Origin of the sequence: Bacillus sp. EKM420B (genome assembly GCF_011065565.1) — a bacterium.
Lineage (GTDB): Bacteria > Bacillota > Bacilli > Bacillales > Bacillaceae > Bacillus > Bacillus velezensis.
The window spans coordinates 62486-77599 of the sequence record NZ_JAAMNX010000001.1 but is presented as its reverse complement, the minus strand read 5'-3'; the positions used below and the strand labels follow the sequence as shown (position 1 = coordinate 77599).

Below are 15114 nucleotides of genomic sequence, written 5' to 3'. Positions count from 1 at the left end.
TTTTTTTAAAATGGAAGAACGCCGATTAAATGCAGCAATACGACGATGATAGCCAGCGGCACGAGATATTTCAGAAGGAAATACCACACCTGAAAGAAACGATAGCCGATAGCGGAACCGCTTTTCATCTCGGCGAACAGCTCCCGCTTCGGTATTTTCAGCGGGATGAAGATTGATATTAATAAAGCGCCGAGCGGAATCAGCACATTGCTCACTGTGAAATCCGCTAGATCAAAAAACGTTTTTCCGAACAAATGAACATCACCGAGAACACCGTATGATAAACAGGACGGAATTCCGACTAAGAAAATGAGCAGACCGCTTGTCCACGACAGCTTCTTCCTTTTCGTTTCATCACCTTTCCCGACAGTCGCTACGATAATTTCCACCATCGAAAAGGCCGAAGTCAGCGCGGCGAAGAAAAAGACCGCCAGAAAGCTGATAAAAAACAGCGAGCCGAACGGCAGCCGGTCAAACACAGCCGGCAGTACGGTAAACAGCAGTGTAGGCCCTTCATCTGGTTTAAAGCCGAACGAAAAAACCGCCGGAAAAATGGCCAGTCCCGCAAACAGCGTGACGAGCACATTCATCACAACAATGGAACCCGCCGATCCCGGAAGGTTTTGGGTTTTCGGCAGATACGAACTGTATGTCACCATGACCGAAACGCCGAGCGTTAATGTAAAGAACGCCTGTCCTAAAGCATATAGGATGGATTCCGGCGTCAAATCTTCAAAGTGCGGAACCAATAAAAATCTAATCCCCTCAACGGCATGATCGAGCGTGACTGATCGCAGCACAAGCAATAGAAACAGCACGAATAAAACCGGCATCAGCACCGCACTGACACGTTCAATCCCTTTCTGCACGCCTTTTGCGACGACCGCCACGGTCATGATCATAAATACAAGCTGCGCGGCGAGAGTCTGGATCGGATTTTCAATGACCGTCCCGAACACCGTTCCGTACTGCTCCTGAGTGAGCCCGGATAAAGAACCCGTAACAGCTTTTAACACATAAAGCAAAATCCACCCGCCGACAACACTGTAAAAAGACAAAACTAAAAAACAGGCCGCCACACCCACATAACCCGTGAGGTGCCATACCGACTTCGGCGCGGCTTGTTTGTAGGCATCAATCGCATTTGTCTGGCTCCGTCTTCCGAAAATAAATTCACCGAGCAAAAGCGGATAGCCTAAAAGCACGGTAAAGAGGACGAATACAAGAAAAAAAGCGCCTCCTCCGTTCGTACCCGCTACGTAAGGGAACTTCCAAATGGCTCCCAGGCCGATCGCCGAACCGGCAGCGGCCATAATAAATCCTATTTTTGAGGCCCATTGAACCCTTTTTTGGTCAGACACGACTTTCCACTTCCCTTCCGCCCTATATTATCCCTTATTCGCTGCGATAACTTAAGCCCATTTCAATATGTTTCATTATTCCGAAAAATAAAAAGGAGCGGCGGGTGCCGCTCCTTACAAATCCCCGTTTAATTTCGAATGCTTTCTCGAATATAAGAAATAAATCACCAGACCGATGATCAGCCAGATAAAGAAACGGAATATGGTGGTGGCGCCAAGGTTAATAATCAAAAATACGCAGAACAGAATGGATAATATCGGAATAAAGGGAACCCCCGGACATTTAAAAGCTCTCGGCAGATCAGGCTGTTTCTTTCTCAATACGATAACCGCTACTGAAATCAGGACAAATGCGGCAAGCGTGCCGATGTTCACCAGCTTCGCCAGCTCATCAAGCGGGACGAGCGAGCCGAGTAATGCCGACAGGATGCCGAACACCCATGTCACCACGTGCGGCGTTTTATGCTTCGGATGGACTTTTGAAAGCGCCCCCGGCACCAAACCGTCACGGGACATGGCAAACATCACCCTCGTCTGGCCGTACAGCATGACGAGCATCACCGTTGTCATTCCCAACACTGCGCCGATATCAATAATCCCGGCCACCCAATTCTGTCCGGCCATCTGCAGGACGAGAGACACGGGATGGTCAACGCCTTCAAAGCGGGCAAACGGAACGACGCCCGTCATAATCGCCGATACGGTCACATACAGCACGGTGCAGACGATTAATGAAAAGATAATTCCTTTCGGCAGATCCTTCGCCGGATTTTTCGTTTCTTCAGCGGCGGAAGAGACGGCGTCAAAACCGATAAAAGAGAAGAAAACGAGCGCCGCGGCACTGAAAACACCGCCGAACCCCATCGGTATAAACGGCTGCCAGTTATGAGGTTTGACATATACGGCCGCAACGGCGATAAACAATAGAACAACCAGAACCTTCAAAATGACCATAATATTATTGACCCGCTTCGATTCCTTAATGCCTAAGTAGAGGAGGAATGTAATCGCAAGCACGATAACAAATGCGGGGAGATTAAAGAATGTGACCGTGCCTTTAATGGATCCCGGCGCGGCCGTTAATGCAGTCGGAAGATGAATGCCGAAGCCCGCCAAGAATGATTGAAAATAGCCGGACCAGCCGACCGAAACCGCGCTGACGGCGAGCATATATTCCAAGATTAAATCCCATCCGATGATAAATGCGAGAAGTTCACCCAGTGTCGCATAAGTAAACGTGTAGACGGAACCGGAAACCGGGACGCTTGAAGCAAATTCGGCATATGATAAAGCCGCAAATAAACACGCAAGAGCGGCGATGACAAATGAAACGGTCAGCCCCGGCCCCGCCGTGACAGCGCCTGTTCCGGTTAATACAAAAATTCCCGTTCCGATGATGGCCCCTATCCCCAGAAGGGTCAGATCAAAGGCCCCTAACTCTCTTTTCAGCGACTTTTCCCCGCCCGTTGCGGCAAGCAGGTCCTGAATGCTTTTCTTTCTGAATATGCTCCCCTTCATCTGCTTCACTCCTTGTAAATCAATATATGTTAGAATATTCAGACAACAATAGCAATAATGACTAAATTCTTATTTTTCGCATGAAATGTTTCAGCACATCATTCCTTTCTCCTACATCATATTATAGCGAAAAATATAAAAATGAAAATAACTTTTTTGAAAATTCTATATATTATTTCAGTTTTCATAAAACAGAACTCAGCGGATTCTCTGCTGTGAAATATTAACATTAGTGATTCGGCTGGAGACTTCCATTTTTTAAAAATCGTATTCATATGTAATCAAATAAAAATCCCGCACTTTTTAAAAGTGCGGGATAAGACTTGCGTATTATGTTGAAATAAACCTGCCGCCATTTACGTGAATGGTCTGCCCCGTCATATAGGAAGATTCGTCTGAAGCCAGAAGCACGTAAGCTCCGGCGTGTTCCGCAGGCTGTCCCGGTCTTCCCATCGGAGTGTCCAGACCGTGCTTTTCCACCTTTTCTTCAGTAAACGTTGCCGGAATCAGGGCGGTCCAGATCGGCCCGGGGGCCACCGCATTTACTCTGATCCCCTGATCGGCCAATGACATCGCCATTGAACGCGTAAAGGAAACGATGCCGCCTTTCGTGCACGAATAGTCGATCAATGATGTGTCTCCCTGATAAGCGGTAATCGACGTTGTATTAATGATGGCGCTCCCTCTTTTGAGATGAGGCAGCACAGCTTTAGTCATATGAAACATAGAAAACATGTTTGTACGGAATGTCTTCTCCAGCTGTTCAGCCGTAATATCAAGAATCCCGTTTTGCGGATGCTGCTCAGCCGCATTATTAACGAGAATATCTATTTTTCCGTAGTGATCTAAGACTTGCCGGACCGCCTTCTGACAATGCGTCTCATCACCGACGTCTCCCGGAATTAACAGGCATTCGGCCTGGTATTCTTCCGCACGCTTTTTCGTTCTCTCGGCATCGGCATGTTCGTCTAGGTACAGGATGGCAAGATCCGCCCCTTCCTTCGCGTAAGCGATCGCAGCCGCTGCGCCGATGCCGCTGTCTCCGCCCGTGATGACGGCGACTTTTCCTTTTAATCTGCCCGATCCTTTTACATCCGGGTCCTCCAAGAGCGGTTTTGGCTCCATGTCTGACTCAATGCCGGGCTGGCGGTTTTGCACCTGCGGCTTTTGTCCTTCCGTCTGTCTGTCCATCGGATTCATATTCTCACACTCCTGCAATTGGTATTACTGAGACGATACCACGCAGTGCGGGGAGTTAAACGGACAAATATGCCGGTAATTAAAGCTGCTGAGCCGTTTCGGGAAAAGCGCCGGTGTATTTCGCAGACGGCCTGTAAATCATGTTGTCAGCGGACTGTTCAAGCACATGTGCGCACCAGCCTGCCATTCTGCTTGCTGAAAAGGTCGGCGTAAATAAATCATTGTCGACATCAATGGCCTGCATCACAGCCGCTGCGTAAAACTCCACATTCGTATACAGCTTCCGTCCGGGCTTATATTGCTCTAACAAGCGGATGGCTTCCTTCTCCACATAAAGCGCCAAGTCAAGCGACGGATCATTTCCCGCCACTTCTTCAGCCTTTATGCGCAGCGCTTCCGCCCGCGGGTCTTTTGTTTTGTACACCCTGTGCCCGAAGCCCATCAGGCGTTCTCCCCTCATAAGCTTCGCTGTCAAATACGCTTCTGCATTTTCTTTTTCCCCGATGTCTTCAAGCATTTTCGTGACACCTGAAGGAGCGCCTCCGTGCAGCGGCCCTTTCATCGTACCCAGTGCGGCAGTGACGGCAGACACTAAGTCCGATTCAGTCGAAACGGTGACTCTCGCCGAAAAAGTCGATGCATTCATCCCGTGCTCCATCGCCAGAATCATATACGTCTCAAGCGCTTTCTTTTGGGCTGCGGACGGCTGCCTGCCTGTCAGCATATACAAATAGTTTTCAACGTGTCCGTATCGCGCCTCGGGTGACAGCGCTTCCTGCCCTTGTTTACGGCGGTATCTGTACGCAATAATCGTCGGTGTGACGGCAATCAGTTTAATCGCTTCTTCCCGCTTGGGCGGATATGTAAATGAATCTGTGCCCAAACCCGAAACAGCCGTTCTCAGCACCGCCATGTCGTCCATTTCATCCGGAAGCGTTTCCAGTAAGCCGATCAAATGTTTCGGAAGCCCGCGCTCGGCTGCAAGTTCTTCCTGAAACGCAAGCAATTGCCGCTCATCAGGAAGCGCCCCGTTCAAAATGAGATACGCCGCTTCTTCAAAACTGAATTGCAATGCGATATCCTTCGCGTCATAGCCGCGATATATTAAATGCCCCTTTTCTCCGTCAATGTGGCTGATCGCCGTTTCTGCACAAGTAATCCCTTTCAATCCACGATAAATCAATTTCATTCCCCCTTATCCTCTTTCTGTTATTATAGTAAATATAATATTTAAAAAATAATGAATATTTTTAAGGGAATTAATTAAAACTTTTAATCAGAGGAGTGCATCTATGGATTTTAAATGGCTTCACACCTTCGTCACCGCGGCAAAATATGAGAATTTCAGAAAAACGGCGGAAACGCTTTTTTTATCTCAGCCGACCGTCACCGTTCATATAAAATTATTAGAGAAAGAAATCAGCTGCAAGCTGTTTCAGCGGAGCGGCCGGAAAATACAATTGACGGAAGAAGGAAAAGCATACGTGCCGTTTGCCATGAGACTTTTGGAAGACTATGAAAACAGCATGGCGGAGCTGCACAGGGTGCGCCAGGGCTACTCGCACACGCTGACACTCGCTGTTTCGCCGCTTATCGCCGACACCGTTCTCCCGTCTGTCATGAAGCGTTATACAGAGGACAATAAAGAAACCGAAATGACGGTCACCATTTTCGAATCGGAAGAAATCGCCTCTCAAATCAGAAACGGCTCAGCCGATATCGGACTGAGCTGCTTAAAGGTGCAATCATCTTCCCTCACTTGCCGTCCCCTGTACAATGACCCCGTTGTCCTCGTCGCGCCACCCGGCCGAAAACCCGGGACAGGGAAGGCGGATGAAGTGAAAGACCTGTTCGGACAATATCTGCTTTTGACCCATAACCATCCTGACTATTGGGATGATTTGCTCCGCCAGGTCAGAATACAGTTCCCTTTCGTCAGAACAATGAAGGTGACACAGACGCATATTACGAAACGATTTATTAAAGAGGGGCTGGGCGTCTCATTTCTGCCGCTGTCAGCGGTACGGTCCGAACTCGCCGCAGGCAGCATGATTGAAATTCCGTGCGAATTCGCCCAGATGCCGAGCGCGGGCGCGTACGCCATCGCCCTCTATGAAAATGAAAAAAAGAAAACCTTTTTAGATTTTTTATCACATTTTCATTTTTAGGTGAAACAAATGGAGCTCTGCCCCGTCTAAATAAAAAACCCGTTCGGATGAACGGGTTTCTCTCACTGCTAGAATCTTTTCGCGCCCAGGTAGCGCGGCTTCCAGTAGCTGTTATTCAGATCACTTGTTGTGACGCCGTCAGAACCGGCATGGATGAACTTGTTGTTTCCGATGTACACACCCATGTGTGAAGGGCCGGCCTGATATGTTGTAAAGAAGACGAAGTCTCCTCTTGACGGGCTGGACACGCTCTTCATTGAGCTCCAGTATCCCGCAGTGCTTGTTCTGCCGACACTCGTCTGTTTGTTTAACAGGTACCAGATAAATCCGCTGCAGTCAAAGCCGGAAGTCGTTGTTCCGCCCCATACATACGGCGTGCCGATTAAAGATTGCGCATCAGAAATCAGCTTGTTTACATTCAGGCTCGTCTGTGCAATATTATGGCTGGATGAAGGCTTCTTTGATGACGAAGATCCTGAAGACGCTGAACCGGAAGTTGATCCTTTTACTTTAAGCACTTGCCCGATGCGGATCAGGTCCGTTTTTAAACCGTTTAAACTTTTTAATTGGTTTACCGTCATTTTATATTTATTCGCAATTTTCCAAAGGCTGTCGCCTTTTACGACTTTATATGTAGACGATGATGACTTGCTGCCCGAATTTGAACCTGAAGATGATTTACCGTTGATCGAAAGCGTCTGACCGATGTAAATGATATCCGATTTTAATTTGTTCTCAGATTTAATGGAATTAATTGACGTTCCATACCGATTTGAAAGTCCCCATAATGTATCGCCTTTTTTTACCTTAATCGTTTGCGCAGACGCCGCGCCCGCAAACAAAGTCGTCCCCAAAACCACTGCCGTTGTTGCTGTAACAAGTTGCTTTTTCATATTTTCCTCCCCGAATGATTCTATCTATTTTATGTGTCTCTTTTTTAAAGTTTTTATCTGTTTCCTATTATAAGGTTCAATTTCCACTAGAAATAGACTTGACTTCCCGTGACAAATTTCTTACTAATTCGTTTTTGAAAAAAGTTTTTAAGGGTATTAAATATTTCAATTTGATTTCAAACGTGACGAAAAACGAGTCAATTTGTCATGTTTTTTTCCTGTGATCCTCGTATTTTGGAAAAACAAAGCAGTTTACTTTCCAAATAACTCCTTGTTAAAAAAATCCTCGTCTTTTTCAAAAAAGTGAATGATTTTCACCCTTTCTTGAAAACATAAGTTACACCGGAATTTACATTTCTAACAATGTTTCACCTGAAATTTACAGGAGGAACAGGCGCTCTTTACAAACACCCCCTACCATTAGACATGCAGACACGATTAAAGGAGGACGAGTGAGAATGAGTCTATTTAAACAGGTTCGATCAAAACTTCTGCCGGCGGCAGCCGTATCCGTGCTGACAGCCGGTCTGATTGCGGGCGCGGGGTTTCAGCACTCTGAACAGGCTGCGGCAAAAAAACAGCCTGACAAAAACGAGATCAGAAACGTCATCTTCATGGTCGGCGACGGAATGGGCGCTCCCTATATGAACGCCTACCGTTCGGTCATTAACAAAGGAAAGCCTTCGGATGGTATGAAACTGACGGCATTCGACCCCAATCTCGCCGGTATGATGATGACTTATCCTGAGGATCCTGATTCCAATATTACCGATTCCGCGGCGGCTGGCACGGCAATGGCCACGGGCGTGAAAACGTATAACGCGGCGATCGGAGTCGATAAAAAAGGAAAGCGGGTCAAATCCGTCCTCGAAGAAGCGAAACAAAGAGGGAAATCCACCGGACTTGTCGCAACTTCGGAGATTGCCCACGCCACCCCTGCGGCATTCGGAGCCCATAACAAATCCCGAAAGAACATGGATGAGATCGCAAGCAGCTACTTTGATGACCGCATCAACGGAAAACAAAAAGTCGATGTGCTCCTCGGAGGCGGCAAATCAAACTTTATCCGTAAAGACCGCAATGTAACAAAGGATTTCAAAAAAGCGGGATACAGCTACGTGACATCAAAACAGGAGCTCAAAAAGGACCGTAACAAGAAGATTCTCGGCCTGTTTGCCGATGGCGGACTCGACAAAGCAATCGACCGTTCAAACGCCGTCCCTTCATTAGAAGACATGACAACGGCGGCGATCGACAGGCTGAACAAGAATAAAAAAGGGTTCTTCTTAATGGTCGAAGGCAGCCAAATAGACTGGGCGGGACATGACAATGATATAGTCGGCGCAATGAGTGAAATGAAGGATTTTGAAAAAGCGTATAAAGCAGCGATCGCATTTGCCAAAAAGGACAAACATACGCTTGTCGTTGCCACGGCTGATCATACCACCGGCGGATTGACGATCGGCGCGAATGACGATAAAAACTGGCATGTTGAACCGATTCTTGCCGCCAAGAAAACCCCGGCATTTATGGCTGACCAAATCAAAGCGGGCAAATCCGTATCTTCCGTGCTTGCGCGTTATACAGACCTGAAATGGTCAAAAGCGGAAATCAAACAGATCGAAACGGCCGCAAAACAGGATACTGACAAGAGCGTCTACAAAGCGATCATTAAGCTTTTTAATGCGAAAACCAACAGCGGCTGGACAACCGGCGATCATACGGGCGAAGAAGTTCCCGTTTACGCATACGGTCCGGGAAGAGAGTCATTTACGGGGCTTTTAAACAACACGGACCAGGCCAAAAAGATTTTTCACATCCTGAAACACGGAAAATAAAAAAGGATGCGGGGGTTTCCCCGCATCCTTTCTTCTTTTACAGATATCTCCGGTGCACTCCTTTGCCGTCATACGAGAACATCACTTCTCTGTCTTCAAGAACAGATTCGATGTGCACGCTCCTGCCCCACAGCTGGTACAGATACGGCAGCACTTTCTCCAAGTATTTCAGATCAAGCTCAATTCCCTCATACCAATGTTTAATATAAAGCTCATTATTCTTCAGGTAATCCCCGTCATTGACGGTCAGATAAGGAAATCCCCCGTTGACCCGCATGTTCACGAGCTGGTCGCGCACGGCCTTCCATTCTTTGTCGATCACTTTATAGTCCCTGCCCTGCTTTTGGAATAAATACAAATCCTCACGCATGACGAGATCTTTCGTCAAATAATTGCGGATAAACGATATATCCGATTCAATTTCCCTGACCTCAAACATTTTCTCGCGGCCGGACCCGGGCTTTACCCCTGTTTTTTTCATTTCATCTGTCGGGTTGTCATAATGCTCTTCGATGTCTTCAAAAATTTTCAGTCCTAAATAATACGGATTGATTCCCGTTTTTGACGGCTGAACGACGCCTGCGTTCAGCTTCGCAAATTCGATGGCTTCATCTGAAGTCAGGTCAAGCTCGCGGATGATCCGCTGATGCCAATAGGATGCCCAGCCTTCGTTCATGATTTTCGTTTCCAGCTGAGGCCAGAAATACAGCATTTCTTCTCTCATCATGGTTAAAATGTCACGCTGCCACGGTTCAAGCTCTCGCGAATGTTCCTCGATAAACAGCAGAATATCTTTTTCCGGCCGGGGCGGAAACGGTTTTTTCCCTTTTTTCTTTTTCACCTGCTTCGGCTTATCCATTCCCCATAAATCATCGTAAGGCGATGCCGCGGTTTCTTCTTCGTCCTCCTCTTCGTCATCGACGCTCCACAGCAGCTTCGGCCTGACAAGCGACGGATCGATATGCTCCTGAATCGCCAGAATGGCATCTAAAAAGGACTCCACCTCTTTTATCCCGTGAATTCTTTCATAATGCTTAATCCGCTCCGCCGCAGCCGCCATACTCTCAACCATGTCCCGGTTCGTATTTTGAAAGCGGCAGTTATTTTTGAAAAAATCACAATGGGCAAGAACATGGGCTACAATTAATTTATTTTGGATCAGCGAATTGCTGTCCAGCAAAAAAGCGTAGCAAGGGTTGGAATTAATGACAAGTTCATAAATTTTGCTCAAACCGAGATCATAATGGAGTTTCATCTTATGAAATTGTTTGCCGAAACTCCAGTGGCTGAATCTCGTCGGCATGCCGTACGCGCCGAATGTATAAATAATTTCAGCCGGGCAAATTTCATATCTCATCGGGTAGAAATCAAGGCCGAAACCCTTCGCAATGTCGGTTATTTCCTCAATTGCCCGCTGTAAACCTTTTGTCTCCTCCGCGTTCAAGCGAATCCCCCCTACTTGGACTTATTTATAATGTATGACCCCTCCTCTCAAAAGATGAAATAACAGGCCGGTTTCCGACTGAAAACTTTCGGCACATCCGCCCCGTTTGCTTTATATGTAAGTGGGTAAAACACACACCATACCCCAAAAAGAAAAGGAGCGATTCTACTTGAATACAGCAGACATGCTTACGACGTATCTCAGCAAACTCCCGAATCTGATCATTGCACTGCTCGTCCTGCTTATCGGCTGGGGCATTGCCAAAATCATTGAAAAAGCCGTATACAAAGGCCTGCAAAAAACAAAAATCGACGACAGGCTGTTTGCCGAAAAAAAGCCGGCTCGCTATTCCTCAGAAAAAGTCATCAGTAAAGTCATTTATTTTATCGCATTAATCATCGTTTTTATTCTATTCTTTAACATTCTGCATCTGACAACCGTGGCTTCGCCTTTTGTCAGCATGCTGTCGGCGATAACGGCGGCTGTGCCGAGCGTTTTAAAAGCCGGCTTGATTCTGCTCGTGGGCTGGGCGGCCGCTTCGCTTTTCAGCTATCTCGTCAAAAAAGCGGGCATGAAACTCGCTGAAAACGGCCGGCTCAGAAAATGGACAATGGTGTCTGAAGAAGCGGAGATGAGCAGATCCGTTACGGCTGCTTCACGAATCGTTTTTTACTTCGTCTTGCTCTTGTTCCTGCCCGGCGTCTTGTCCGCTCTCCAGATCAGCGGAGTGTCAGGGCCGTTTACAAATATGATTCAAAGCGTTTTGTCCTTTATACCGAAATTATTCGCCGCGGCGCTGATTGTTTTAATCGGCTGGCTTGTTGCCCGTCTCGTCCGTGATATCGTCACAAACTTTCTGGCGAGTATCGGAACGGAAAGGCTCGCCGCACGTATGGGGCTTTCTATTTATCTGAAGGATACGAGCCTGTCGGCAATCATCGGAACGATTGTCTACGTGCTGATTTTCATTCCGGTGATCATCTCTGCGCTTGACCGGCTTGATGTGGCGGGTATTTCTGAACCGGCGTCAGCCATGCTGCACACGGTCTTCACAATGCTCCCTAATATCATCATCGGTATTGTGCTGATCATCGCCGGCATCTGGGTCGGAAAATGGGTCAACAGCATTGTATCCGGGCTCCTGCACCGGGCCGGTTTCGACTCTCTTCTCGGTAAAATGGGCTTTGAACAGGCGGGCACCCCGAAGCTGACGCTTTCTCAGACGGTCGGCATGATTGTTCAGATCATCATCGTCCTGCTCTTTACGGCAGAGGCGCTGCAGCTTGTTCATCTCGAATTTCTCGTCGTTATCGCAACCGGTATTATCGCTTACCTGCCTAATGTTCTGGCCGCTGTATTTATTCTCGGAATCGGGCTTTTGGCCGGACAGCTCGTCAGCAGGCTGCTTGCCGGCATGCTGAGCGGAAAGGAATTCAGATTCCTGGCGCCGCTTGCCAAATATACCATTATCACTCTCTCAATCTTTATGGCGCTGGATCAGCTCGGTGTCGCCGACACGATCGTAAATGCCGCGTTTATTCTGATTCTGGGCGGTTTCGCGCTTGCCTTCGGACTTTCATTCGGGCTTGGCGGAAAAGAATTTGCCTCCCGTTATCTCGCAAAATTGGATCGCAAAATTGAAAAACATCAATCGGCTGACGATCGTAAGCCGCCGATGTCTTAACGAAAAAAACGTGTGCTCAGAAGGAGCGCACGTTTTTTTTAAAAGTTAAGGGAGCAAATTCCTTTTTTTTCATTTTAGATTCATATATGATAGACTGTAACAGAAGCAAAATCTCTTTTTTCGAGGTCATTCTATGAAATTAACGAACTATACCGATTACTCTTTACGCGTTTTGATTTTTTTGGCTTCCAGACATTCCGACGAACTTTCCAACATAAAAGAAATCGCAGATACTTATTCCATCTCTAAAAACCACCTCATGAAAGTCATTTACCGTCTCGGCCAGCTCGGGTATGTCGAAACGATCCGGGGCCGGGGAGGCGGAATTCGATTAGGAATGACACCGGAAGACATAAACATTGGAGAAGTCGTTCGAAATACAGAAGACGACTTTAACATCGTAGAATGCTTTGACTCCAAAAAAAATCTCTGTATCATATCTCCCGCCTGCAACTTAAAGAACCTTCTGAATGAAGCCCTGCAAGCTTACCTGGCCGTTTTAGACAAATATACGTTAAGGGATCTGGTCAAAAACAAAGAGGAGATTATGAGACTGCTCAGAAGCTGAAGGAATGTCCGCATTCCTTCTTTTTTTATGCCGGCATAAGAAAAAAGGACTATTTCTATTAATATGATAAACGATTGCAGACAAGTGCCGATATAAAGATTATCATTACTGATATCCTCACCTTGCGGCTGCAACGAATGGGGATAGAAAAATTATCGCAGGAAAAGGGAGATTCACTATGAAAAAAAAGGTAGCGGTCGGTTTGACTGCATCTGCGATCGTCGGGTCTGCGTTAGCTGTAACACCGGCAGAAGCACAAACGATTAAGGTTAAAAGCGGAGATTCATTATGGAAGCTTGCCCAAAACTACAATACAAGCGTGGATGCCATTACATCAGCGAATCATCTAAAATCCACCGTTATTTCTATCGGGCAGACGCTCAACATTCCTAACGGCAAATCAGATTCCGGCAGCAAAAAGCCATCTTCAAAGAACAGCGGCACGACTAAAAGCGTTTATACAGTGAAAAACGGCGATTCGCTGTGGCTGATCGCATCTGATTTTAAAATGTCCGTACAGGAACTGAAAAAATTGAACGGTCTGACAAGCGACTTAATCCGCGCCGGACAGAAGCTGCAAGTGACGGGGAAAGTTTCCTCAAGCACCGATCAGAAAAAAACCGCTCCTGGCAGCAGCTCAAACAGCAGCAAAAAGCAGTCATCATCTTCCGGGACCTATAAAGTAAAACTCGGCGATTCCCTATGGAAGATCGCAAACAGCGTCAATATGACCATTGCGGAACTCAAAGTATTAAACAACTTAAAAACGGATACGATCTACGTAAACCAAGTCCTGAAAACAAAAGGAACGTCTTCTTCGGGAAACACGCCGTCAAAAGACAACTCAAACCAAAATCAAAACCAGACGCAAACGTCCTCCTATACAGTAAAAAGCGGAGACTCACTCTGGAAAATCGCAAACGCATACAATATGACGGTTCAGCAAATCAGAAGCATCAACAAACTGACGTCAGACATGCTGCGGGTCGGACAAGTGCTGAAGCTGACCAAAACGTCTTCTTCCGGCTCTTCGTCTTCACCGTCAGCTCCGAACCAGTCCGGAAATACAGGGAAAACCACTACATATACCGTGAAAAGCGGGGATTCTTTATGGGTGATCGCCCAAAAGTTCAATGTAACCGCCCAGCAGATCCGCGAGAAAAACAATCTGAAAACAGACGTTCTTCAAATCGGACAGAAACTGACGATTACCGGGCAGCAGACAAACACGACACCGAATCAGTCCGGCAGCACAGGCGGCACAGGTTCAACAAGCGCGAAGATTAATGTAATGATCGATGCCGCAAAAGCTCAGCTGGGCGTACCGTATGTATGGGGCGGGACGACGCCGAGAGGCTTTGACTGCAGCGGTTTCATTTATTACGTTCTCAATAAGGTCACTTCTGTATCCAGACTTTCAGCCGCAGGCTACTGGAATACGATGACATCAGTCAGCCAGCCGGCGGTCGGTGACTTTGTCTTTTTCTCAACTTATAAAGCCGGACCTTCCCACGTCGGTATTTATCTCGGGAACGGCCAGTTTATTAATGCCAACGATTCGGGTGTCGTTATTTCCAGCATGAACAATTCCTATTGGAAACAGCGCTACCTCGGCGCAAAACGTTTCTTCTGATATCTGATAAGCTGTACGGCCGCATAAGGCTGTGCAGCTTTTTTACAGTCTGAAAATATTGATGCTGATCACGTGTTTTGTTACGGGATGGAAATACACTTCAGCACGGGACGAAAACGTTTCTTTTGCGGTTTGCACCGTTACGCGAAACACGTCTTTCGTCTGTTCCCTGTTCACTTTTGTACGGCCCATGTACGAATAATCGGTAAGCTCGGCCCCCTTGTATTCACGTTCAAGCTGGTTCCATGCGAGCTGTTCCCATTTTTCAACTGACGGATCGAGGTGTTCTGTATGCCCTTTTTCAGCGATAGAGGCAATGAGAATGCCGCAAAACAAGAGGGCAAGCGCAAATGGAAGGGATTTCATCTTTATGTTCTCCTGAGTCGTTTTTTGTCAATCTTAGCGTGTCCAAAGAAGAGACGGATATGCGGTTTTATTTTATGTCTCCCTCATATTGCTATGCCGCAATGATAAGGACACCAAGTTTTCCCCCGTTGCATCCGGGCTTCGGCGGCATAAACTAACGGAGAACTTCTCATTGAAAGGAGAAGCGTAAGATGGATCATGCCGATTATGATAAAGCCTTGTATTACACACACCGGTCTCAATGGGACAATTTGCTGATTTTGATGGTTCGTACAAAAGATGATTTATTATCAAAGCGTATTGAGCACTTTCTGCACGCGTATCATTTCGAATACGATCATGCGGTGCTTGAAAAAGAGCTGTATTCCCTACTCGGGTATATTGATCATGCGACAGAACTCGCTTATGAAGATCAATTAGCCATGCTGACATAAAACAATC

The 15114-nt window shown here is 46.9% G+C and carries 13 protein-coding genes; 6 read left to right on the top strand and 7 right to left on the bottom strand.

What is annotated here, in order from left to right; translation table 11 throughout:
- Positions 1-5: 5 nt before the first annotated feature.
- The 4 genes from G9F48_RS00430 to G9F48_RS00415 form a co-directional block, all read right to left on the bottom strand.
- On the bottom strand, positions 6-1361 hold the full coding sequence (locus G9F48_RS00430) for a sodium-dependent transporter (protein ID WP_032874290.1): 1356 nt from the start codon (positions 1359-1361) through the stop codon (positions 6-8).
- Between the two features lie 114 nt (positions 1362-1475).
- Entirely contained in the window at positions 1476-2879 is a 1404-nt protein-coding gene (locus G9F48_RS00425) for an amino acid permease (protein WP_014304702.1), read from the bottom strand.
- Positions 2880-3209: 330 nt separating this feature from the next.
- Complete coding sequence (locus G9F48_RS00420; protein ID WP_165408856.1) at positions 3210-4079, bottom strand: SDR family oxidoreductase; 870 nt, start codon at positions 4077-4079, stop codon at positions 3210-3212.
- Between the two features lie 79 nt (positions 4080-4158).
- Entirely contained in the window at positions 4159-5262 is a 1104-nt protein-coding gene (locus tag G9F48_RS00415; RefSeq protein ID WP_165408855.1) for a citrate synthase/methylcitrate synthase, read from the bottom strand.
- Between the two features lie 109 nt (positions 5263-5371).
- On the opposite strand from G9F48_RS00415, the gene G9F48_RS00410 reads away from it, so the two are divergent.
- Complete coding sequence (locus tag G9F48_RS00410) at positions 5372-6247, top strand: LysR family transcriptional regulator (protein ID WP_015239479.1); 876 nt, start codon at positions 5372-5374, stop codon at positions 6245-6247.
- Positions 6248-6315: 68 nt separating this feature from the next.
- Here the strand turns inward: G9F48_RS00410 and G9F48_RS00405 are convergent, their stop codons facing one another.
- Positions 6316-7140, bottom strand: a complete 825-nt coding sequence (locus tag G9F48_RS00405) for a C40 family peptidase (RefSeq protein ID WP_024085067.1) — start codon at positions 7138-7140, stop codon at positions 6316-6318.
- 458 nt (positions 7141-7598) lie between these two features.
- Here G9F48_RS00405 and G9F48_RS00400 point away from each other — a divergent pair, with 458 nt between their 5' ends.
- Positions 7599-8978, top strand: a complete 1380-nt coding sequence (locus G9F48_RS00400; RefSeq protein WP_165408854.1) for an alkaline phosphatase — start codon at positions 7599-7601, stop codon at positions 8976-8978.
- 37 nt (positions 8979-9015) lie between these two features.
- Here the strand turns inward: G9F48_RS00400 and G9F48_RS00395 are convergent, their stop codons facing one another.
- On the bottom strand, positions 9016-10422 hold the full coding sequence (locus G9F48_RS00395; RefSeq protein WP_165408853.1) for a SpoVR family protein: 1407 nt from the start codon (positions 10420-10422) through the stop codon (positions 9016-9018).
- Positions 10423-10591: 169 nt separating this feature from the next.
- On the opposite strand from G9F48_RS00395, the gene G9F48_RS00390 reads away from it, so the two are divergent.
- From G9F48_RS00390 to G9F48_RS00380, 3 genes are all read left to right on the top strand, one after another.
- Positions 10592-12106: a mechanosensitive ion channel gene (locus G9F48_RS00390; protein WP_031378438.1), complete on the top strand. Its 1515-nt coding sequence runs from the start codon at positions 10592-10594 to the stop codon at positions 12104-12106.
- 133 nt (positions 12107-12239) lie between these two features.
- Positions 12240-12674 (top strand): nitric oxide-sensing transcriptional repressor NsrR, encoded by a 435-nt coding sequence (gene nsrR, locus G9F48_RS00385; protein WP_007610306.1) that lies wholly within the window; start codon positions 12240-12242, stop codon positions 12672-12674.
- Between the two features lie 178 nt (positions 12675-12852).
- A complete protein-coding gene (locus G9F48_RS00380; protein WP_165408852.1) occupies positions 12853-14307 on the top strand; it encodes a C40 family peptidase in 1455 nt (484 codons plus the stop codon).
- Between the two features lie 42 nt (positions 14308-14349).
- Here G9F48_RS00380 and G9F48_RS00375 read toward each other — a convergent pair whose 3' ends face one another.
- Entirely contained in the window at positions 14350-14673 is a 324-nt protein-coding gene (locus G9F48_RS00375; protein WP_003155332.1) for a DUF3889 domain-containing protein, read from the bottom strand.
- Positions 14674-14864: 191 nt separating this feature from the next.
- On the opposite strand from G9F48_RS00375, the gene G9F48_RS00370 reads away from it, so the two are divergent.
- A complete protein-coding gene (locus tag G9F48_RS00370; RefSeq protein ID WP_003155335.1) occupies positions 14865-15107 on the top strand; it encodes a YhdB family protein in 243 nt (80 codons plus the stop codon).
- The last annotated feature ends 7 nt before the right edge of the window (positions 15108-15114 follow it).